The organism is Corynebacterium callunae, from assembly GCF_046592015.1.
GTDB lineage: Bacteria > Actinomycetota > Actinomycetes > Mycobacteriales > Mycobacteriaceae > Corynebacterium > Corynebacterium callunae_A.
Genome location: NZ_JAWVOB010000004.1, coordinates 37,457 through 59,743 on the forward strand (window position 1 = coordinate 37,457; position 22,287 = coordinate 59,743).

18 protein-coding genes, 1 tRNA gene and 1 pseudogene are annotated in these 22,287 nt (G+C 52.7%); 10 read left to right on the forward strand and 10 right to left on the reverse strand.

Features of this window, described 5'->3' with window-relative positions; translation table 11 throughout:
* Positions 1–141 precede the first annotated feature (141 nt).
* The gene (locus SFC07_RS05900; RefSeq protein WP_411207308.1) at positions 142–1,689 is read left to right on the forward strand and encodes an SDR family oxidoreductase; all 1,548 of its coding nucleotides are present in this window, start codon (positions 142–144) and stop codon (positions 1,687–1,689) included.
* A gap of 15 nt (positions 1,690–1,704) precedes the next feature.
* On the opposite strand, the gene SFC07_RS05905 is transcribed toward SFC07_RS05900, so the two are convergent.
* Positions 1,705–3,123 (reverse strand): cryptochrome/photolyase family protein, encoded by a 1,419-nt coding sequence (locus tag SFC07_RS05905; RefSeq protein ID WP_411207309.1) that lies wholly within the window; start codon positions 3,121–3,123, stop codon positions 1,705–1,707.
* A 74-nt stretch (positions 3,124–3,197) separates the two neighbouring features.
* Here SFC07_RS05905 and SFC07_RS05910 point away from each other — a divergent pair, with 74 nt between their 5' ends.
* On the forward strand, positions 3,198–4,016 hold the full coding sequence (locus SFC07_RS05910; RefSeq protein WP_411207310.1) for a glycosyltransferase family 2 protein: 819 nt from the start codon (positions 3,198–3,200) through the stop codon (positions 4,014–4,016).
* Here SFC07_RS05910 and SFC07_RS05915 read toward each other — a convergent pair.
* On the reverse strand, positions 3,969–6,095 hold the full coding sequence (locus SFC07_RS05915) for an MMPL family transporter (RefSeq protein WP_411207479.1): 2,127 nt from the start codon (positions 6,093–6,095) through the stop codon (positions 3,969–3,971). The two genes, SFC07_RS05910 and SFC07_RS05915, sit on opposite strands and share 48 nt — an antisense overlap.
* 123 nt (positions 6,096–6,218) lie before the next feature.
* On the opposite strand from SFC07_RS05915, the gene SFC07_RS05920 reads away from it, so the two are divergent.
* On the forward strand, positions 6,219–6,803 hold the full coding sequence (locus SFC07_RS05920; protein WP_411207311.1) for a MarR family winged helix-turn-helix transcriptional regulator: 585 nt from the start codon (positions 6,219–6,221) through the stop codon (positions 6,801–6,803).
* Here SFC07_RS05920 and SFC07_RS05925 read toward each other — a convergent pair.
* The 4 genes from SFC07_RS05925 to SFC07_RS05940 form a co-directional block, all read right to left on the reverse strand.
* Positions 6,795–7,430 carry a lipocalin family protein gene (locus SFC07_RS05925; protein WP_411207312.1) on the reverse strand — a complete coding sequence of 212 codons (636 nt, stop codon included), beginning with the start codon at positions 7,428–7,430 and terminating at the stop codon, positions 6,795–6,797. The two genes, SFC07_RS05920 and SFC07_RS05925, sit on opposite strands and share 9 nt — an antisense overlap.
* A gap of 65 nt (positions 7,431–7,495) precedes the next feature.
* On the reverse strand, positions 7,496–10,249 hold the full coding sequence (locus SFC07_RS05930) for an FAD/NAD(P)-binding protein (protein ID WP_411207313.1): 2,754 nt from the start codon (positions 10,247–10,249) through the stop codon (positions 7,496–7,498).
* Entirely contained in the window at positions 10,246–11,253 is a 1,008-nt protein-coding gene (locus SFC07_RS05935; protein ID WP_411207314.1) for a pyridoxal-phosphate dependent enzyme, read from the reverse strand. The genes SFC07_RS05930 and SFC07_RS05935 overlap by 4 nt, the downstream gene beginning before the upstream one ends.
* 76 nt (positions 11,254–11,329) lie before the next feature.
* Entirely contained in the window at positions 11,330–11,587 is a 258-nt protein-coding gene (locus SFC07_RS05940) for a metal-sensitive transcriptional regulator (protein WP_411207315.1), read from the reverse strand.
* 235 nt (positions 11,588–11,822) lie between these two features.
* On the opposite strand from SFC07_RS05940, the pseudogene SFC07_RS05945 reads away from it, so the two are divergent.
* A pseudogene (locus SFC07_RS05945) lies at positions 11,823–12,736 on the forward strand (NADP-dependent oxidoreductase).
* Here SFC07_RS05945 and SFC07_RS05950 read toward each other — a convergent pair.
* The 3 genes from SFC07_RS05950 to SFC07_RS05960 all read right to left on the reverse strand — a co-directional run bounded on the left by SFC07_RS05950 (position 12,720) and on the right by SFC07_RS05960 (position 14,761).
* Complete coding sequence (locus SFC07_RS05950; RefSeq protein WP_411207316.1) at positions 12,720–13,328, reverse strand: TetR/AcrR family transcriptional regulator; 609 nt, start codon at positions 13,326–13,328, stop codon at positions 12,720–12,722. The pseudogene SFC07_RS05945 and the gene SFC07_RS05950 overlap by 17 nt on opposite strands.
* Before the next feature lie 79 nt (positions 13,329–13,407).
* Entirely contained in the window at positions 13,408–13,893 is a 486-nt protein-coding gene (locus tag SFC07_RS05955; RefSeq protein ID WP_411207317.1) for a hypothetical protein, read from the reverse strand.
* Between the two features lie 163 nt (positions 13,894–14,056).
* Positions 14,057–14,761 carry a VIT family protein gene (locus SFC07_RS05960; RefSeq protein WP_411207318.1) on the reverse strand — a complete coding sequence of 235 codons (705 nt, stop codon included), beginning with the start codon at positions 14,759–14,761 and terminating at the stop codon, positions 14,057–14,059.
* A gap of 426 nt (positions 14,762–15,187) precedes the next feature.
* Between SFC07_RS05960 and SFC07_RS05965 the strand changes: the two genes are divergently transcribed.
* Positions 15,188–16,210, forward strand: coding sequence for a PTS transporter subunit IIC (locus tag SFC07_RS05965; RefSeq protein ID WP_411207480.1), 1,023 nt, complete (start codon positions 15,188–15,190; stop codon positions 16,208–16,210).
* A 128-nt stretch (positions 16,211–16,338) separates the two neighbouring features.
* On the opposite strand, the gene SFC07_RS05970 is transcribed toward SFC07_RS05965, so the two are convergent.
* Positions 16,339–16,422: transfer RNA gene (locus SFC07_RS05970), tRNA-Leu, on the reverse strand.
* Between the two features lie 310 nt (positions 16,423–16,732).
* Between SFC07_RS05970 and SFC07_RS05975 the strand changes: the two genes are divergently transcribed.
* Genes SFC07_RS05975 through SFC07_RS05995 form a run of 5 tightly spaced genes read left to right on the forward strand, consistent with a single transcriptional unit; the run spans position 16,733 to position 22,285 of the window.
* Entirely contained in the window at positions 16,733–17,629 is an 897-nt protein-coding gene (locus SFC07_RS05975; protein WP_411207319.1) for a DUF3662 and FHA domain-containing protein, read from the forward strand.
* Between the two features lie 15 nt (positions 17,630–17,644).
* Entirely contained in the window at positions 17,645–18,103 is a 459-nt protein-coding gene (locus tag SFC07_RS05980; protein ID WP_411207320.1) for an FHA domain-containing protein, read from the forward strand.
* Positions 18,103–19,461 (forward strand): PP2C family protein-serine/threonine phosphatase, encoded by a 1,359-nt coding sequence (locus tag SFC07_RS05985; RefSeq protein ID WP_411207321.1) that lies wholly within the window; start codon positions 18,103–18,105, stop codon positions 19,459–19,461. Before SFC07_RS05980 ends, SFC07_RS05985 begins: the two co-directional genes overlap by 1 nt.
* The gene (locus SFC07_RS05990; RefSeq protein WP_411207322.1) at positions 19,458–20,864 is read left to right on the forward strand and encodes an FtsW/RodA/SpoVE family cell cycle protein; all 1,407 of its coding nucleotides are present in this window, start codon (positions 19,458–19,460) and stop codon (positions 20,862–20,864) included. The genes SFC07_RS05985 and SFC07_RS05990 overlap by 4 nt, the downstream gene beginning before the upstream one ends.
* Positions 20,861–22,285: a penicillin-binding transpeptidase domain-containing protein gene (locus SFC07_RS05995; RefSeq protein WP_411207323.1), complete on the forward strand. Its 1,425-nt coding sequence runs from the start codon at positions 20,861–20,863 to the stop codon at positions 22,283–22,285. The genes SFC07_RS05990 and SFC07_RS05995 overlap by 4 nt, the downstream gene beginning before the upstream one ends.
* Positions 22,286–22,287: the final 2 nt, after the last annotated feature.

A 22,287-nucleotide genomic window follows, 5' to 3' on the forward strand; every position in this document is an offset into this window, starting at 1 on the left:
TAATCCGATATACTACACCAATAGTTAACATAGGGAGCATAAAAACGCACAAGCTTTATTTTCTTGCCATCTAGGTTCGTCGCCTGCATTCGCCTCCCCAACCAGCTTTAAGGATCCCAACCAGCTTTAAGGATGAAGTACATGAATCCACAAGCCAGCCCCACCCTTAACTACCAGGCAGAACATCCACAACGTCGAGTCTTAGTCACAGGTGCCACCGGATATGTTGGTGGGCGCCTAATTACGGAATTACTTGCTGCAGGGTTCAGTGTGCGCGCCACCTCCCGCAATAAACAAAGCCTCAAACGTTTTGATTGGCATGAAGATGTTGAGTTGGTTGAAGCAGACCTCAGCAAAGAAACCGAGGTAGCTCAGCTATGTGCAGATGTGGATGTGTTGTACTACCTCGTCCATTCCATGGGCAGCAAAGATGAAGACTTTGAAGAGGTTGAAGCACACACCGCCCGCAATATCGCAGATGTCGCTGCAACAGCCGGAGTGCAGCAAATTGTGTATTTATCAGGGCTTAATCCCAGAAATATGCAACCTGAGGAACTATCCAAACATATGCGTTCACGAGAGAACGTAGCGCAGATCCTCCTTAAATCCCCAGTACCTACGCTTATTCTGCGAGCTGCCACCCTCATTGGCTCCGGTTCTGCCTCTTTTGAGATTATCCGGCACCTCACCGAAAGATTGCCGGTGATGGTCGCACCCTCATGGATTAGTAACTACATTGAGCCTTTGGCCATCCGCGATGCCCTGCATTATTTAGTGCATGCTGCCGATTTAGACTCGCCCATTAATCAGGCCTGCGATGTTGGTTGCGGAAAGCGTTATAAATTTTCAGAATTACTCAAGATTTACGGCGAGATTCGTGGGCTAAGGCGTTTTGTGTTTTCCCTGCCCCTTGATCTCCCCATGGATAAACTCTCGGGGTTTTGGATTGGATTGGTTACCCCAGTTCCAGCAGAACTAGCCTTGCCTCTCGCCCAGTCCATGGCTGAGGATGCAGTCTGCGAGGAACACAGCATTCAGGATATTATCCCGGACCCAGCAGAAGGTTTTATTGATTATCGAGACGCAGTAAAACTTGCTATCAATGCCCAGGACTCTCGCGGCGTACCTACCTCCTGGGATCGCAGCTGGACCGTGGAGCAGGGTGAAATCGGAAAGGCATGGGAAGCTCGGGAAACGGATCCAGAATGGGCAGGGACCCAAATTTTTGAGGATTCCCGCACAGCCACCACCGATCTACCGGCGGAACAAGTGTGGCCAGTAATTGAAGGTTTGGGAGGTTCCCATGGTTGGTACTCCGCGCCGAAATTATGGGCTGTTCGAGGCATCGCCGATAAGTTGGTGGGCGGACCAGGCCTTGGTGGCAGGCGCGACCCCTCCCATCTGGCGCTTGGTGACCGTTTAGACTGGTGGAGAGTGGTGGAATTGCAAAAACCCAACCACTTGGTTCTTAAAGCGGAGATGAAAGTTGATGGCAACGCCTGGCTGGTTTTTGATATCACTGCCAATCCCGACGGCGGATCAACCTATACCCAGCGAGCTCTTTTTGAACCGAAGGGACTACCTGGCCGGCTTTATTGGTGGGCAGTAGCACCTTTTCACGCCTTCATTTTCCCCTTTATGGTGCGCAATATCATTAAGCAGGCACGCTCTACCCCGCCATCGCCTTAAGACACCACGAATCAGCTAGCCCATGGCTTGATATGCAGCTAGCGCAGCCCGGCGCGATTGTGGCAGATCAACAATTGGCGCTGGGTAGGCAGGGGTTCCATATTCTGCAATCCAGCGCCGGATATAGGTTTGCTCAGGATCAAATTTCTGAGCTTGGGTTTCTGGGTTGAAGATGCGGAAATAAGGTGCTGCATCATCACCACAACCTGCAACCCACTGCCAGTTAAAGGCATTAGCCGCGTGATCAGCATCAACCAAGGTGTCCCAAAACCATTCCTCACCGTGGCGCCAATGGATTAGCAGATTTTTGGTGAGGAAGCTTGCCACCACCATGCGGGCTCTATTGTGCATGGTGCCTGTTGCCCAAAGTTCACGCATACCAGCATCTACCAAAGCGATGCCGGTCTGGCCGGAACGCCAGGCAGCAAATACTTCATGAAATTCGCCTGTCCCCCTGGCTTTACGTGGGTCCTCCATCGTGGAGCGTAAATCGCGCGCTTCCTGGGCATCCCATTCCCAGGGAAAATTATCAAAGGTGGTGCGAATATTGTGCTGGTGCATCGTGGGATGTTCGTATAAGCGGTGCCAGGAGAAATCTCGCCACAGCAGCTCATTAAGAAAGGCACGAGCTGCAGCTGGGTGTATTTCCCCTGAGTCAGCCCGCGTGGAAATTTCCCACCAGACTCGGTGAATGCTTAACTCCCCAAATCTTAAATGTGGAGACAACCCGCTGGTGGCAGCCACTTCCATATGATCGCGGCCTGTTGCATAATCTCCGCCTGCACTTAGAAACTCAATAAAGTCAGCTAGTTTCTGCTGGGCAGCGCTTTCCCCCGGGTGACATGCTGCAGCCAATTGCTGTTGCCATCCCGGCCCCGCTTCAAAACCTGCCTCAACACCAGGCTCAAAACCAGTGCCAGCTTCAACCTCGCGCCCTCCCACAAAGCTTTGGGCCTGCACTTCAGCCTGCTCAAAAGCCTTTTTGGCAAAGGGACTAAAAACCTTATAGGAGGTTCCCTGTCCAGTTTTTATCTCCCATGGTTCATTAAGCAAGAACCCCGCATGGCTGCGCACCTCAATCCCGGCGCTAGCAAGTTGAGCTTTAATAGCTGCATCAATAGAACATAAAGGCTGGTGGTAGCGCCTATTCCAGGTCACGGCAGAAGCTCCCAGCGAGGCCACCAACTCAGGCAACAGCTGGGTAGGATCGCCCTCCAGGCGCCACAGTTTCATGCCTTGCGCTGCTAGTGCTGCCTCAAAAAAGTACAAGCTCCGCTCTTGCCACCACTTCGCTGCCGCACCTAGGGGACGTACCTGTGGGTGTTGTTCCCGGATAAAAACCGCGGCCACCTCCCCGTGCGCACGTGCCCAATCCAATGCGGGGTTATCGGCAATCCGCAGATCATCACGCACCCAGATTATTGTTAAAGCCATTGCGTGCTCCACCCCATCACCTAAACTAGTCTAATAGTTATATTTTCCTCTAGGTTACTATTTGAATGGACATCATGCCTTCCCCACATCCCCGCCACACCCTCAGCGTGGTTATCCCCTGCCTCAACGATGCTGAGCTGCTCAGAAAATGCTTGCGGTCACTTCAGGCACAAACCATCCACGCCGATGAAATTGTGGTGGTTGATAATGGCAGCACCGATCATTCGGCGGCGGTGGCCGCAGCCTTTAATACTCGACTCATTAACGAACCCCGGCGCGGGATTACCTGGGCTAGTGCCGCTGGTTTTCAGGCAGCAACCTCAGATGTGATGCTGCGTATTGATGCGGATGTGACATTGCCGCCCGACTTTATTCAACGCCTCCACGCAATTTGGGATCGCGTAGAAAGCTACCAGCCTTCGGCACCCCGAAAGGTAGTGGGTATTTGCGGCAGTGGAGTTTTTGATATTCCAGGCTTTAAAGGGAAACTCTTAAGCAAACTCTACCTGGGGATCTACCGTTCTTCGGTGGGTAGCGCCTTGGGCCATTATCCGCTTTTTGGCTCCAATAGCTGCATCAAAAAAACATGGTGGGAAGAAGTCCACCACAAACTCGATCTAGCGGACACTGAGGTTCACGAGGATATCCAGCTCTCTTTTGCCGTGCGCCCCCAGGAAACCATCTGGTTTCAACAGGACCTGCTGCTCACCATGGATGCGCGGGCGCTCAAAGGTGGTTCACAATTAGTCACCCGTTTAAAACGCGGTTTTCACAGCATTACCGCCGCCTGGAAAACTCAGCCGCCGCAGCAGCGGCTGAGTCAGCGGGGGCTGCTTGGCAGCACCCTAAGTGGATTGGTGCGGGAGGGAGTCGTCGACAAGCGTGGTTTTTGAGATTTTTGCCGGCCACCAAATCTTCGCGTCCAGATCATAAAAGAGCGCGGGCACGAGGAAGGCGCGGACCAGGAAGGTATCAAGGAGCACGCCGAATGCGACGATGAAGGAGATCTGCACCAGGAAGAGGATCGGGATCACCGATAGCGCGGCAAAAGTGGCTGCAAGCACCAGGCCAGCGGAGGTGATAACGCCGCCGGTAACGCCGAGACCTCGCAAAATGCCCGCGCGCGTGCCGTGGTGCAGCGCTTCTTCGCGGATGCGGGTCGCCAGGAAAATATTATAATCAATACCCAATGCAACCAAGAATACAAATCCATAGAGCGGAACGGTGGGGTCAGCGCCGGGGAAATTGAAGATTTCATTAAAGACCAGCGCCGATATGCCCAACGCCGCTGCAAAAGACAAGACCGTCGTGAGCACCAGTAGCACCGGTGCCACCACCGAACGCAGCAGCACCATCAGAATCAGCAAAATCACGATGAGCACCACTGGAATGATGAGGTTACGATCATGAATTGCTGCATTATTAGTATCAATTGCCGTCGCGGTTACGCCGCCAACCAGCACATTTAGCCCCGCTTGGGCAAAATCCTTCCGCAGTTCCCGCACCGCTTGCTGGGCATGTTCGGAATCCTGCGCGGTATCAAGAGTGGCCTGCACCAATACTTGGCCGTCCACCACGGTGGGTGCCATTGCACTACCCAAACCGCTTATCGACGCCGCCCCGCCGGGTGCCTCCTTACTGCTTACCGCGACTTGCGGGAAGTGCGGATTGGCCAAAAGCTGATTCGATACGGCTGGCAGATCAGCCTCTGTGGCCAAGATATAAACAGGGCTGCCGGAACCACCCGGGAAGTGTTCGCCCAGCACCTGCTGGCCTTCGCGGGCCTGAGATTCCCCAATGATCAGCTCAGACTGTGGTACGCCATCAGCCTTAAGCTGAGGTAGAGCTGCAGCTCCCACCAATAAGATCAACACCGAGGCGAGCCACATGGTCCGCGGACGGCGGCGTACCACGGCAGCAACCCGTGCCCACACACCAAAGTCTTCTGGTGCCTTTTGGCTTGGAGCATGTTGTTCAAAACGTGGCACCTTGGGCCAAAAAGCAGCTCGACCCACCAGCAGAAGTAAGGCGGGCAGCAGCGTAAGTGCCGCCAGCATGGCGAAGATAATGCCAATGGCAGCCACCGGCCCCAGGGTGCTATTTGATTTCAAATCACTTAGCAGCAAACACAAAAGACCAGCAATTACTGTGGTGCCTGAAGCCAAAATCGGCTCCACCGAGCCTTTAATGGCATTTTTGCTAGCGGTCCATTTATCGGCATGAACCTTTAGTTGCTCGCGGAAGCGCGCCACATAAAGCAGCGAATAATCGGTGGCAGCGCCAATAACCAGGATTAATAAGATGCCTTGAGTTTGACCACTAAGCAGAAGAACGCCCCATTTTGCCAGCCACCAGATCGCCAAGATGGCAGTGCTCAGCGCAAAGAGGCTAGTGGCGAGGACCATTATGGGCAACAGCACTGATCGGTACACAAAGATCAAAATGACAAAAACTGCCACCAGCGCCACGATGAGTAGCAATCCATCAATTCCGGCAAAGGCACTACCAAGATCGGCCGCAAAACCAGCGGGTCCGGTGACATAAGCAGATAATCCCGCTGGAGTTTCCTGCGCCAGGATCTCAGACATCTCAGCTACGGTGTCCCCCACTTCAGCCCCGGTGGAGATGGGAACAAAAGCTTCTACAGCTTGCTCATCGGTGGAAGGAATTAAGGGTGATGATCCAGGTGCTACTCCTGCAACATTGTTGAGCTGTTCCAGAATTACATTGAGCTGACTTACCTGCTCTGAGCTAAGGGCAGTGTCGCTGGCAAAAACCACAACTGCTGGAATATCTGCAGAGTCCCTGAACTCCCCCAGTTTTTGCTGCACCTGGCTGGCATCGGCAGATTCTGGGAGATAAAGGGTTTGATCATTGGTGGAGACTTCACTTATTTTTCCAAAGTAGGGGCCCCCAATTCCAGCACCAACAAGCCAAAGTAGCACTAATATTGCCGGAACAATTATGCGCATCACATGTGGAAATCCGCGTTGAGGTGATAGTTTCATTTCATAAACCTTTTATTATACTACTAGTTAAAATAACTTTTGTTGAAAGGTATCCACATTTCTTAAGTTTAGGTTTAGTATCTATTTATGCCCGTTCAGCAAGATCCCCAACAATGGCAATCCATTTCTCAGAATCTCTTCGACGTCAACTCCAGCGATCCCAATAGTGAAATTGTCGATCGCTCCTCTTTGAGCCACGAGGAGATTGCTCAAATTGGTCGCGTTATGAAGTCTCTGGGAGATCTTAGAAATGCTGAACGCGCCGTAGCTGAAGCTTCCGAAAAGTACATGAAGCTCAGTTCCCAAGATATGCGCGCCTTGCACTACCTAATTGTGGCCAAGCACCGCGATGAGGTTGTTACCCCTGGCATGTTGGGCCAGTATTTGAGTCTTTCACCTGCATCAATTACCAAGCTGCTGAATCGTTTGGAAAAAGGCGGGCACATCATTCGGGAGGTACATCCCTTTGACCGCCGCGCCTTTGCCATTGAAGTAACTCCCAGTACCCGCAATTCCGCCATGCAGACTGTGGGCAAACAGCATGCAAAACGTTTCCAATCAGCAGCCCGACTGACCTCTGCCGAAAGGGAAATTGTGATTAAGTTCTTTGAGGATATGAACAAAGAACTTTCACTGGAAGACGTGGACTGGTCAGAGCCTTCCTCACACTAAGCACAGTGGGGTGGCGTCACCACGTCCACCGTTAACTGGTGAGGTGAAAAATGCGCAATCCCACCAACCACGAGCACTGACCGTGGCACGAACCTCTTGCCATTGCTGGGCACTCAATGCCGGAGTCCGAGAGAGCACAAATCCGGAACGGCGCTGCGGATCCCCCACAATTGCCAGGGAATAATCCGAGGCCAAATAGGTAATGCGGTAGTTCACGGGACCATTAGGATCCTGGAATGGAATTCCGGAAAAGCTCACTCGGAGGGAAGCATCTGAGCGCACCGTTGCACTGCCTTCAATGACTGAGTTTTGCCCAAAAGGTGTGCCACAGGAGTTGCGTACAGAAATAGTCTGAGCATCTATAACGCCATATTCTGCGGTGGTGTTATTGGTGCATTGCAGACTAAAAGGTTGTGGCACCGCTGCCACCTGATACCACAGGCCCGCATATTGCTGCAGGTCCACCGGGTTTTCCACCTCACTAAGTTCCGCACCCGGCAGTGAGATTCCGGAGCTTAGGTTGGATGCTGCCCCACCGAGGCGACCGCCATTAAAAACATCCTGAGCTGTAGCTGCTGGAGTGCTCAGGAGCGCCAATACCGCCAGGACTGTGAAGAATCTGCGCATGATATTCCTTTCGACTTAAATATTAAACCAAAGTTTAGTTTATCCATTTGTTTATTGTCTATGTTTTAGGAAATATCGATATCATCTCCGCTAAGCGTCTCCCCCCACACCACATTTTTGGCCAAAGGAATCTGATGGGAGGCACTTTCCAAAATATGCATAAAGTAGCCAGCAGTATTGGGGATTGCGATAATATCTCCGGGTTTTATCCCTTCCGGGAAGACCATTTCACGCTTGATAATAACTTCATCTTCAATGCAATATGCGCCAACCAAAAAACCAGTTGCCCCCGGTCCCCACTCAGTCCCTGCAGTGTGCTTCGCAGCAGACTGTGGCATCAAAATGGGATCCAGCAAAATATCATCGGAGGTGGTTCGGCACTGAGTTCGGTTCATTTCTAAGCCCACCAAAGGCACCCCATCACTACGGTGTTTTAAGAAGGCCACCCGCACTAAAATCAGACCGCAGCCATCTAAAACTGCACGTCCAGGTTCCACGTGGAGCCGTAGACCGCGTTTGATAAATTCCGGAGCCGTACCGTCTAATATCTCCGATAGCCACTGCCCGCGGATAGGTTTTTGATGGAAGGGATAGGTCTGCGCCAAAGGATCGGCCTTCCAGCTAAACGGTGGCCGCTGGCCAGCGTTCATCTGCTCACGAGCGCGCTGGAAATTCTCCCATTGTTGTTCATCGTCCACATAACTCATTGGCACCCCACCGCCAATGTCAACAAACCTGGGGCGGTGACCCGCTGCGGTCGCGGAGTCGACAAGCAAAAAGGCCTCTTTAAGGGCTGTTTTTCTATCGGTGGCGCTATAACCGTGCAGGTGAAAATGCACTCCCACTAGCTGGACTGCCGCTGGCCACTGGGCAAGCTGCGTGGTCCACACCGCTAAAACCTCACCAAAACGCGTGGCGGGAAGGTGTGTGGGATCAGGCGCTAGACGTGGCGCCACATAGGCAGAAAGCTGAAGCCGCTGCGCCAACTCTCCGACTCGCTGCAGCTCAGAGACGGAATCGAGGGAAATCCGTACCCCATTTTTAAGCGCCAGCTCCAACAACTCATCTGGTTTGATGGCAGCACTGAGAATAATATTTTCGCCCAGAACACCGCGATCCAACACCTGTTGCAATTCCCGCACACTGGCCACATCCACTCCATGTCCAGCATCGCGAATAGCATCAACAAAGGTCAGCGCCTTATTGGCTTTGCGGGCAAAAAATATCCGGGTTTCCACACCTGCATCTGCACCGGCATCCACTAATTCCGCGCAATTCCTTAACAGTGGCGCGCTGTGCAGCATATTCGCTGGAGATCCAAAACGCGCTAGCACCTCTTGGCACTGCTGGGGATTGCCAAGCAATTCAATTGCCCAGGGTTCCAAGCGCGCAGTTAATGGTACGGTGGCCCTCATACGCGGATTCTCGAGAGTTTTTGCTGCCGAATTTTTGATCACTGTTGCCGCCCACCTTGGAATCACATTGTTTAAAGTTCGGGATAAAGTATCGGGACCCAGCACCACATCTTCACTTTCACGCCCCACCACCGCCAGGTGTTTCAGGCCCACCACCATGCCATTTGGATGCAACCACTGCCCGCGATTATGTACCACTAGCTGGTCTTTTAGGGGTGTATTTAAGGTTGGCGGGGCCAATACGGCGTCCACAGTGACATCGACCGCTGGCACCTTGCCGGCCGGTGAAAGAGCGGTGGCATCGAGGATGCCGGCGTCGAAAAGCGCTAAAATCTTGTGCGCATTCACTGGCGGTGGACCGAAGGCCACGCGCTCTAAACGCGCTGCAAGCTGGTCAAATCCCGCCAAACTGGCGCGCCCGCCATAGGAGGCGCGCTGCACAATCGCGGGATAGAGCGAGCGCCACGCCTGGCCCACCGCCCACGCAGCGCCCGGGGGCACCTCGCCGCGCGCAACCTGCAGGGAAAACCGCAGCTTTGCGACGGGATCCTCGTGGATTTCCCCCGCCAAAATGGCCTGAACTGCAGTTTTATCTGGAGTGTCGAGCAGAGCTAGCGCACATTGGGCTACCGCCTGCTGAAATTCCGGCAGGTCCCGCGCCACCTTAATTTTTGCACTGTAGGTGGCAATGAGGTCTGGACTGATGGTGAATACCCCGGGGTTTGGCTTCACCTCCATCAATTGCCCGCTGCGTGAATAGGGGTAAATGACGGCCGGTTCCTGCCCACTTGGGTGATATCCGGTTGCATCAAAATAGCCGCCGCGGCCTTCCGTCAGCTCCAGCACTGCGTCAATAAAACTTAAGGCAGCACCCCGGATTGCAACGGATTGACCTGCTTTAATACAGGCAAGTTCAGCGCGTGGATAAATTTTCAGCGCAGTATCCAGGCTGCCTTCCCAGGACTGTGCGTGGCCTGTTGCGCTTAAAACCTCCTGATAAAGCGTGTTCTCAATACGCCACTGCTCGCCTACTTGTTCCAGGGTTTCGGCTCGCCTTTTGATGTGGTTGAGGGAGCAACCTGGGGGCAGATTTTTATAAAGTTCTAGAAAAGCAGCGTGGAAAAACTCACCCACCTGCGCGCGTGATGGGAAAGGATCTTCGGCATCGCCGCGCCACTGATTAAATGTTGTGCTGCGGGTGCGGATCAGGCTGGCATCTACATTTAGCCGCCAATAAGGTGGCTGCTCAGGGCTATAAGCTGCACCGATGCCTAGTTCCTGGGGTTCCCAGACATCGATGTCCACGGCCACAGCATGGGTGCGGGCTTGGAAAAGTAATTCCTCAACAGCCCACAAACCTCGTGGTCCACCGCCAATAATGGCCACTTTAATGGGTGCGTTCATAGCTGCTCCATCTTTTTAGCCAAGTCCGCTGCGCTGGTGTGGAGGTTCTCCAGAACCCAGGTGTCATCAAAAATTGTGTCAACATAAGCCGCACCAGAATCATGCAGGATGATTACGATCTCCGCACCGGTGGGTAGCTCGGGGATTTTAGCCAAAAGCGCAGCGATAACTGCACCTCCAGAGGCTCCCGCAAGGATTCCTTCTTTTTGTACCAGCAGACGTGCTCCAGCCACGGCATCAATATCACATACCCGCATGACCTCATCTGGATGGACATAATGGGCTAGCTCTGGAACAACTCCGGCTCCAAAACCTGGCAGCGTGCGAGTGCTGCGAGTCCCGCCAAAAAGGACCGACCCCTGGGCATCCACCCCTATGACATGGGTTTTAGCTGCACAGTTATGGAGTTTTTGGAGGCATCCGCCGATGGTGCCGGTGGTGCTCATTGCAACCAAAAGGAGATCAGGTGCACTGCCCAGATCTTCCAAAATTTCACTCATGGTGCCATCTGCATGGGCATCAAAAGCTGCTCTATTGGAATATTGATCCAGGGACAGCGATTTGGGGATTTCGGCCAGGAGTTGTTTTACCAAAGCCCGGCGCGCAATAAGCCAGTCTCCTGTTGCCGGATCTGGGCATTCCACCATGTGGACGATGGCGCCGAAGGCTTTCATGATGGCAAGTGCCCGTGGGTTTGCGCGCGGATCAACCACACAGTGAAAAGGCCAGCCATGCAGCAAACATTCTCTTGCCAAGGCCATGCCAAGATTGCCGGAGCTGGATTCAATGACACTTACTCCATCATTGAGTGTGCCGTCTGCAATTCCCGCGTTGACCAGTGCAGACGCTGTGCGATCCTTGGTGCTACGGCCGGGATTAAACTCCTCGAGCTTTGCCCAAATGCGAATATCTGCGCGCGTGCTGAGTTTTTCCAGCCGCACTAAAGGAGTACGGCCGATGGTGGCATTTATCCCTGCCACGGTGGAGGTCTCAGCTGAATACATAGCGCCGATACTATCCCAATGGTTAATTATAGTGCCAGGGTGACAACTATTAGATATTTTTATTGCCACGTTTTTTCTAAGCTAGAGACAAAAAGAGCTTTTCCATCTCTTTTTTATCCATTTCCCCATTGGGATCCTGCAAGCATTGTTCGAGGCCAGCGGCGATAATAGTAAAGCCCGCACGGTCAAGTGCCTTGGTCACTGCCGAAAGCTGGGTGACCACATCCTTACATTCGCGACCTTCCTCCAGCATGCGCACCACGGCAGCAAGTTGGCCTTGGGCACGCTTGAGGCGATTAATGGCTGGTTTTAGCTCATCGGGATCAAGTTGCATGAGATTCTCCTTTATTTAGTTATCTCACCATATACCCCCACGGGCATTTGGGGTAGTAGCTTCCACTGGCCCCACTTCACTATTCCGTTTAAGTAAAAATATGAGTACACTCAAAAATGATTAAACTCATTAAACCTAGGAGCTTAAAATTATGCGCGCATTTGTCCTGCCCAACTACCGGGCTGAAATTCAGGAAAAAGACGTACCCGAGCCCATTGTTGGCGACCACGATGTTTTGATCAACATTGAAGCTGCCAGCCTCAACCACATTGACCACCGCATTAGCACCGGCGAATTCAAGGCCATTTTGCCCTATAAACTGCCACTAATTTTGGGCCATGACTTCGCCGGAACTGTGCTTTCCACCGGCCCCAAGGTGCACAACTTCAAAGTTGGTGACACGATTTATGGCCGTCCCCGTGATTTCCACATCGGCACCTATGCCGAGCGTATCGCCGTTAATGAAAATGAAATTGCGCTAGCGCCGACCTCAATCAGCACCGAGGAAGCAGCCTCCTTGCCACTCGTTGCCTTGACCGCCTGGCAAGCACTTATTGAAATTGCCGATATCCAACCTGGCCACAAGGTTCTTATCCATGCTGGTGCTGGCGGCGTGGGAACAATTGCCATTCAGCTTGCCAAACATGTGGGCGCTTATGTGGCCACCACGGCCTCCACCAAAAACCGTGAATTCCTGCTCCAGCTTGGTGCCGATGAAGTCATCGATTATCGCACCGAAGATTTCTCCAAAACCCTGTCCAACTTTGACGTGGTGTTAGATTCCCTAGGCGGCGATAACCTCCTCAAATCCCTCGGCATCCTGCGCAAAGGTGGCATCGCGGTAAGTATTTCAGGTCCTCCCACCCCTGAATTCGCCACCGCCGCCGGCCTCAACCCCCTAGTGCGCCTGGCCATCACCGCACTCAGCCTCAAAATCCGCCGCCTCGCTGCAAAGAGCGGTGTCACCTACAAATTCCTCTTTATGCACGCCTCTGGCGCCCAGCTGAAAAAATAACCGCGCTTATCGACGAAAAGCTGATCCGTCCCGCACTCGGGACAACACTCCCCTTTTCTCAGATTCCCACAGCTCTTGATTCCCTAGAGCACCCCACCGTGCGCGGAAAAATCGTTTTTAGCTCTCAGCTCTAAGGATCACTTGGACAAGCCCGCGGAGTTCTGCAACCAGCTCCGCTGGGCTTTTATCCTTATTTAAAGCAGAGGCCAAAACCATATACACCGTTGCTGCAATCACCTGGGCTAAGCTATCTGCTTTTTCTGCGTTCGACTCTGTATGCCGCATGATGAGTTCTTTAATCTCTTGCTGCGTCTCCCCCACAATATTCAATGCTTTGGCATGATAGGGCTCCTCAGGATCACCAAAAACCATTTCCTGCAGGTAGGTGCGACCATCAGCTACTTGCACTCGGTTACATTCAATAACCGGAGTCACAAGCGCCATCACTGCTGCTAGCACTGTGGATTGTGCAGCAGCGGCAGTTTTACCGCGGGCTAACGCGGCTGCATAATTGTTATTTTGCACCAAAAGCAAAAGCTCACCCTTGGTCTTGACATAGAGGAATAGCGTGCCGGTACCGATATCGGCTGCATCTGCAATTTGCTGAGTGGTCACCCCAGCGACCCCATGTTGGGCAAAAAGCTGCGTGGCAGCAGCCGTGATGCGATCGAGTTTTTCCTGCTTATTTCGCTCCCGACGCCCTAATTGAGGCTTACCCTCAGACATTTTTGCCCCTCCAGCATCAAAATATGATCAAACTCAGTTTCGAGCTTAGTCGCTGGAGGGGCAAAAACTTAAGTGGTGTCTAGGAGCTACGCCAATCAGACCATGCAGCTTGTGCGCCAGTATGTCCAGTGACAACTACCTGGTAGATCACAAAGAGACCAGTAATCACCGTCAGCACCTGGAAGAGCACACCCAGCCAGCGCATTTCTTGTAATTTAGCCAAGAAGCTGAGCTTTGCGGAGAACCATGGACCATACAAAGCAATGGTCACATATAGCGCCACGGTGAAAATAAGTGCGGCGAGCTTCATCAAATCGCCTTGTTCTGCATGCTCATGAATAAGTTCATTGCGAGGCATGGCGTGCTCGAGGGCTTCACCAGCACTAGCAGTTAACAAAGTAGAAATAGTGGCAATAAAGGTGACGATAACTGCGGGCCATTCCAGCACTTTGCGCCATACTGGCCGTACCGCATAGGCAATGCCCAGCAGTGCAGCAATAGGAGCCAAGACTACAGCTGCGTGGAGGAAGAGAATATGGGCTGGGAGACCAAAGACTTCTAACATTGTTGAGCCTTTCGAAGTGTGCAACCAGCTGTGGCTTCTCAACACTCCGAAAAGCAGCTACCGGTCTGGAAAATCCTTTAAAATTCTAGAAAATCAAGTTGGGAAAGCGGAGTAATTTTCCTCTTTAAAACATGCGAAGAGGTAGGGCGTCAGCTGTGCTTTCCTAACTAAAGAGCGAACCCAGACCATAGGTCAACGCAAGACCCAGCGCTCCACCAAGCAGCAGACGCAAGCAGGAGCGCAGACGAGAGGTGCCAGAGAGCATCGCGGAAATATAACCAGTCAAAGCCAAGGTAATGAGAGTAACGATGGTGACCACCACGGCTTTGGTGCCATCTGGAGCAAGGAACACCGAGAGCATAGGCAACAAGGCACCCGCCAAGAATGAGATAGCAGAAGATACTGCAGCCGCGACTGGGCTGGTGAGTTCATCACTATCCATACCCAATTCCAACTTCAGGTGAGCAGCCAGTGGATCCCTTTGCTCAATTTCTCGAGCTGCCTTGGCGGCAGTTTCTGGGGAGATTCCATAACCAGATAGGATTCCCACCAATTCCTCGTGTTCTTCCTCAGGCTGTTCTTTAAGCTCTTGGCGTTCCAAAGCCACCAAGCTCTTTTCAGAATCTCGCTGTGCAGACACAGAAACATATTCACCTAAGGCCATAGAAACTGCACCTGCAATGGTGGAAGCAATGCCGGCTAGGAGGATTGCGCCATCCCCCATTCCGGTGGCAATTACACCAAGCAAAAGCGCAGCAATAGAAACGATGCCATCGTTGGCACCTAAGACACCGGCACGCAACCAGTTGAGCCGAGCATGATGGCTGGCGGCGTGAGGTTCAAGAGAATGCTCTGTATTTAGAGTCATGGGTAATTCCTTAGTGAAGGTGAAGTACCAGGAACCTGAAATAATTCCCAACGTTTAGTTTATCTAGCCATTTGGCTGAATATGCAGACATTGTGAGAATAGTGACGCGCGAGACAGGGTAGGTGCGCGATTCAAGAATAAAGGCCACGACGCGGAACGGCGAGTCCAATTCTTCAAAATTCGATGCTCCGACGTCAATCTTGCGAGACTATCCACACCCAGCCTGTGGTTCAGTTTGCAGCATGCAATTAATTCCGTGATTTTCCCATGACGAGCCTTAAATTAATCTGTATGACAATATCCACTGATAATGAATCGGCCAATACACCGGTTTCCACCAGCCCGGAATCCGCAGAGCCGATTCGAGCAGTCTCGCCCACAGGGCCAGATGAGCCGCAGGAGAAACTCACTGCTGGCAAGTTCACCATGAATGTCCTCAATGGCATTTCCATTGCAGTGATTGTGGCGCTGGTACCACAGGCACTGCTCGGTGAAATCTTCACGGCCTTGTTGCCTGTGTTCCCGCAGGGACAAAGCCTCATCAACTTGGTGAGCTTGTCGTCGTCAATGCTGCCTATTTTGATCGGCGTCATGGTGGGTCTGCAGTTCAAGCTGAGCCCCATCCAAACAGCATGCGTAGGCCTGTCCAGTGTCTTGGGTTCGGGAGTTGCAACTCCCCAAGAAGCCGGTGGATTCATTGTTAAAGGCACAGGCCTCGTATTGAACTCTGGACTCACGGCCGCAATCGCCGTCGGTCTCCTCCTTCTCATTGGACACCGCCTCGGTTCTTATACTGTCTTGTTCCTATCGACGATCACCGTCGTAGTCGCGGGCGGAATCGGCTGGATTGTCACCTACCCCATCGTCAAACAGCTAACGACCTGGATTGGTGGCCTCGTCAACGGTGCTACCGATCTGCAGCCGATCTTCATGGGCATCGTGCTTTCAGTCGTGTTCTGCATCATGATCGTCTCCCCTGTCTCCACCGTTGGCCTCGCAACCGCAATCATGATGACGGGCATTTCCTCCGGTACCGCGAATTTGGGTGTTGTCGCAGCTGGTTTTGGCCTGTGCATCGCTGGTTGGAAAGCTAATGGACCAGGTAAATCACTGCTTCCACTCCTTGGCTCGCCGAAGGTGCAAATGGCAAACGTCTGGGGCCGACCATTAAACTTCTTGCCTATTCTTTCAACAGCAGCAGTCCTCGGAGCTCTCGGCGGAATTTTCAAAATCTCCGGCACGCCTATTTCTGCTGGTTTTGGTATTTCTGGCCTCGTTGGTCCACTTGCAGCACTTAATTATGAAGGCTGGGGCTGGACTACTAGCAACATCACCATCGTCGTAGGGGTCTTTATTATTGCCCCAATTGTTTTTTCAGTCTTCTTTAGCTGGTTCTATGCCAAGTTGGGCTGGGTAAAGCCCGAGCACTTCCGTCTCGATTTTGAATAAGTTCTTCGGCGATGTCTGTGACTAGGTAGGCATCGCCGAAGCAAACAAAAGCTGGAATACAAAAAACCGGAGACCACACTCAATTAAGAATGTGAACTCCGGCTGAGCAGTTCGAAAACTACCTTTTGTGCCCGGGGGGGGACTTGAACCCCCACGTCCTTGCGAACACTGGCACCTGAAGCCAGCGCGTCTGCCAATTCCGCCACCCGGGCAGGGTGTCTATTTTTGCGACTTGATAAAGATATCATGAGGACCCGTGGAAATACCAAATCACCAGCTGAAAGCTTAATTTTGAGTTGGCAACAATGTAATAACTATTTCGGTTCCCACGGTTTCGCCTATAACTACAGGCCTCTTCACCTCTATAATGACGCTATCGTGCGCTTTGCTTCTTATCTCTAGGTTGGGATTTTTATCAAAACTCCAGCTTCCGAGGGGGACAAAGCCATGCCCTTAGGCGTTTTCATAAAGAAAGCACCTATGGAACACCCAACATGTTAAGGAAAAGGAGGTCGCGAGCAATTGGCTAATTCAAGTCGAGTGGCTAATGCGATGAACAGTCTCGCCAAGCTAGACAGTTCTTTACAGCGCGGCCTTGATAACGCGTTGGCGTTTGTTTTTCGAGGTCGTGTTGTTCCGGCTGAACTTGAGGAGCTCCTCAAGCAGCAGGCTGAGGACAATGTTGTACACACCTCGGATGGCTATGTTGAAGCACCGAATATTTTTAAGATTTCGGTGAGTCCAAAAGATTTTGAAAATCTCGTCGATCGTTTCCCTGATCAGCCGGCTCGTTTCACTGATCAAATGATGAGATTTTGCAGGAACAGTGGCTGGACATTAGCTGGACCGGTGATTGTGTTAATTGCAGAGGATTCTGCACTGCACACCGGCCAGTTGAAATCGGTGTCGGAAAAAGATCCTGACCCCGAGTTGAGTAGCGGTTATCTGCCTTTGGAAGGCGACGGCATCCTGCCGATCGCGGAAAGTGAGTCGAAGAACGTGTCTGATAGTTCCCCTTATACCGGCACGGAGTTCCTGCCCGCGCAGTCTGCGGATCGGCCTCTAGCTCAAGGTATATCGAAGTCTCAGATGGAAGCCAACCACCTCAATGCCATGAAGCGAAGTGGCCCTACTGTGACCCTCCTGCTCCAAGATGGTTCCAGCCGCACCTATGTGGTGCAAGAAGGCTCCAATATCATCGGCCGCAGCAATGACGCAGACCTCCGTTTGCCCGATACTGGTGTTTCCCGTCAACATGCGGAAATCACTTGGGATGGCCGCGATGCCATTTTGGTTGATTTGAAGTCCACTAATGGCACTACAGTTAATGACACTCCGGTTGACAATTGGCTACTGGCTGATGGCGATGTCATCACCGTTGGACATTCCAATATCGAAGTTCGCATTGTTAGCCCTTAAAGGGAGAGGTTGAGTATGGATTCTCTGGTCCTTTTGGGGCTGCGCATCGCGCTACTTGTTGTGTTGTGGTTTTTCGTTTTAATGGCCTTGCGCGCAATGCGCGCCGATTTGAAGGTGGCCGGGCCCGCGTCGACAAGCACTGTTAATGCCCCCCAAGGTTTAGCGCGCGCGTTTAACCGATCCACCGCTCCCCGTCTGCTCACTGTGGTTGAGGGGCCGCTCGCGGGCTCGTCTATCGAGGTCAGTGAGGATATGACCATGGGACGTAGTCCCGATTGCACCTTTGTGGTCGGCGATGATTACGCTTCTGGCACCCACGCACGCATTTTTAAGCGTGGTTCGGAATGGTTTGTCGAGGATTTGGATTCCCGCAACGGCACCTTTGTGGGCGGTGTGCGCATTGATCAGCCTGAACAGGTGTCGGTGGGTACAGATATCCGGATTGGTCGTACAACAGTGAGGCTTGTTCCCTGATGCTGAAACTTAACTATGCGGTGGCTTCTGACCGTGGCCTAGTGCGAGGAAATAATGAGGATTCCGCTTATGCTGGTCCTCACCTTTTGGCGCTTGCCGACGGTATGGGTGGCCACGCAGCTGGTGAGGTCGCCTCCCAGTTAATGATTAATCATCTGCGCGCCCTCGATGTTGATCCCGGTGACAATGACATGTTGGCGCTCATTGGCTTAGTTGCCAATGAAGCCAATGCCTCAATTGCTGCTGGCATTGATGAGGACCCGGCGCGTGATGGCATGGGCACGACCCTCACGGCCTTCATGTTTAATGGCACTGACCTGGCACTATGCCATGTTGGTGATAGCCGTGGATATGTTATGCGCGAGGGCAAACTGGTGCAGGTCACCGTGGACGATACCTTTGTGCAATCCCTGGTTGCTGAAGGCAAGCTGGATCCAGAAGATGTGTCCACGCACCCGCAACGTTCCCTAATTTTGAAGGCTTATACCGGCCATCCTGTTGAGCCCACCTTGGAGCAATTCCCGGCTCAGCCAGGCGATCGCATTCTCATTTGCTCGGATGGTCTTTCTGATCCGGTAACTCACTCCACCATTGAAGAAACCTTGCGCGTTGGCACTCCTCAGGAAGCTGCCAAGAAGCTGGTGGAATTGGCTCTGCGTTCCGGCGGCCCCGATAACGTCACCGTTGTGGTGGCAGATGTGGTTCCCACCCCAGATTCCGATACTGAGGCTGAAGCTTCTGTGCCAGTTACCGCTGGTGCACTTAATGGCGAACAGCCAGAGGATCCGCATCCAGATACTGCTGCGGGACGCGCGGCCGCCATTACTCGGCGACCCAAGGTGATTGATCCGGCCCCGGAGATATCATCAGATTCCGGAGCTCCGGAGGAACCTGAAATTGAGGATCCCCCGGAGAAGAGCTCTGGCAAACTTGCGGTTTTGGTCGTAGCCCTGGTCGTCCTCATCGGTGTAGTCGCCGCAGGATGGTGGGGCTACTCCCGTATTGACAGCACCTTCTATGTTGCTGTGAATGACCAGGAAACAATCTCTATTGAACAAGGTATTGATTATCGCATTTTGGGACAGGATTTACACTCGCAGTTCCAGGTGGCCTGCCTTGATGGCTCTGGCATCTTAACCCTCAAAGAATCATGTGAGGGTGCTGCTGCTTTTTCCATTAATGACCTGCCAGAGTCATTGCGCGGTAGTGTCGCAAACCTACCCTCTGGTTCCTATGACGAGATCCAAGCACAAATGCAAAGACTCGCGGCTCAAGCTTTACCCGTTTGTGTAAATAAAGAAACAACCACCGGTGGAGACCGCAGCGAACCCGGAGTTAACTGCAGGGAGGTGTCATGAGCACACTTGAAAGATTAAAACTACGTCGCACTGAAATGTGGCTTCTGCTCCTGGCCACTGTTGTTGTGGCCGTCATGTTTGTCAGCCTTGAGGTTGCCTTGGGCAATGAACTGGGCTTGCACATCATCATGCTTATCGGCGGATACATCGGCGTATTCACCATTGCTCACCTGGCCATGGCCTGGGTCGCCCCCTTTGCCGATCAAATTATGCTGCCGGTGGTAGCCCTTTTAAATGGCATTGGCTTGGTGATGATTTATCGCCTGGACCTCGCCACCGGCTACACCACGGTTAATAGCCAGTTGATGTGGACCTTGGTGGGCGCTGTGCTCATGATCTTGGTGCTGGTTTTGCTGCGTGACTACAAGTCACTGTCGCGCTATTCCTACCTACTGGGTGTAATCGGCCTGGTGCTTCTGGCCTTGCCTTTGGTGTGGCCACAGCCTGCTGGTGTGGAAGCCCGCATTTGGATTTGGTTGGGACCATTCTCCATCCAACCTGGTGAGTTCTCCAAGATCTTGCTGCTGCTATTTTTTGCACAGCTGCTTGCAACCAAGCGTGCCCTCTTTACTGTTGCCGGATACCGTTTCCTCGGAATGGACTTCCCCCGCTTGCGCGACCTCGCTCCCATCTTGGTGGTGTGGGCTATGGCCATCCTCATCATGGCTGGTGCCAATGACTTCGGCCCCGCACTGCTGCTCTTTAGCACCGTGCTGGCCATGGTCTACCTGGCAACCGGACGCGGATCTTGGCTACTCATTGGTGCCGTACTGGTGGCCACGGGCGCATATGCCGTGTACCAAGTCTCCGGCAAGATCCAAGAGCGTGTGCAGAACTTCCTTGATCCAGTGGCACACTATGACACCACCGGCTACCAGCTTTCCCAATCACTCTTTGGCATGAGCTGGGGTGGAATTACCGGAACTGGCATTGGCCAGGGTTATCCCAACATGATTCCGGTTGTGCACTCTGACTTCATTTTGGCTGCCATCGGCGAAGAGCTGGGATTGATCGGACTTGCTGCCATCATTGTGCTCTTCGGAGTTTTTGTTACTCGTGGTCTGCGCACCGCTACCCTAGCCCGCGATAGCTATGGCAAGTTAGTTGCCTCCGGTCTGTCCATGACCATTATGATTCAGATCTTCGTGGTAGTTGCTGGTATTTCAGCCCTAATGCCAATGACCGGTTTGACCACTCCATTTATGTCCCAGGGTGGTTCCTCCCTGATGGCTAACTACATTTTGTTAGCTATTATCTTGCGCATCTCCGATAGTGCTCGTCGTCCTGCCATGATCAAGCAGCTGGAAAAGCAGGGCATCGATCCAGAGATTGTGGGAAACACCGGCAACCCAGGAAACCAAGGCAACCCAGCCTATCCAGGCAACCCGGGGGTTAACGCATGAACCGCTCAATAAGAATCACCTCGCTATTTTCGCTGCTGTTGATTGTGGTGCTTATTGCCAACCTCAGCTGGATCCAAACCTTCCGGGAAGATGACCTGGCCCAAAACCCACTTAATGGACGCGCATTCTTGGAAATGAAGTCCACTCCACGTGGCCAGATTTCTGCTGGTGGCCAAATCTTGGCCCAATCCACCCAAGATGCCAATGAGCTCTACCAGCGTGAATATGTCACGGAGCCAGAAGCTTTTGGTCCTGTGGTTGGTTATCTCTCAGATATCTACGGTGCCGCGGGCCTGGAATCAGGGCTGAACTCCGTGCTTAATGGCACTGATTCTTCCCTCTTTACCTCGCAGTGGCTTGATGTTATTTCCGGCAAGGAAACCCAGGGTGCCAATGTGGAATTAACCCTGGACCCAGCTGTGCAGGAAGCTGCCTATGAGCAACTGAGCCAAAGTGATTATGAAGGTGCTGTAGTGGCTTTGCGCCCTAGCACCGGCGAGATTTTGGCCATGGCCTCCTCCCCTAGTTATGACCCCAATCAGATTGTTAATTCTGATACCGCGGAGTCTGCATGGGAGGAATACACCTCGGATGAGGGTGCGCCTTTGCTTAATCACGCCACCCAGGAATCGCTGCCTCCAGGATCTATTTTTAAGATCATCACCACCGCTGCTGCGCTGGAAAATGGCTACTCAGCTAATTCCACGGTGACCGCAGCCTCGGAAGTAACTTTGCCAGGCACCAACACCACCTTGACCAACTACGGTGGCCAAACCTGTGCTGGTGGCGGTACCACCACCTTGATTACGGCTTTCCAACTTTCCTGTAATACCGCTTTTGTGGAAACCGGAATTGATGTCGGAGCAGATGCCCTGCGCGCTTCCGCAGAAGATTTTGGCGTGGGTCAGACTTATGACCTCGGACTGGACAATGTCCCTGGCGGCTTGGGCGAAATCCCGGATGATGCCGCTTTGGGTCAGTCCAGCATTGGCCAGCGCGATGTGGAAATGACCGTCTTGCAGGCTGCTGTTATGGCCGGCACCGTGTCCAATGGAGGTGTCCGTATGGAACCATATTTGGTATCCCGCGTAACCGGACAAGACCTCAGTGAACTCAGCACCCATGAACCAGAATCTGTGGGTGGCATTGAGCCAGAAATCGCCGAGCAGCTCACCGAGTTGATGAAGGCTTCAGAGCGCAACACCTCCGGCTATGCTGGCGTGGAAATTGCATCCAAAACTGGTACTGCTGAACATGGTGATGAAAACACCCCACCTCACACCTGGTACGTGGCATTTAATAATGACGTTGCCGTAGCTGTGTTGGTTAAAGATGGTGGCGGATTTGGTACCACTGCAACCGGTGGCAAGGTGGCAGCGCCCATTGGCCGTGCGGTGCTTCAGGCAGCGGGAGGATTTTAAAT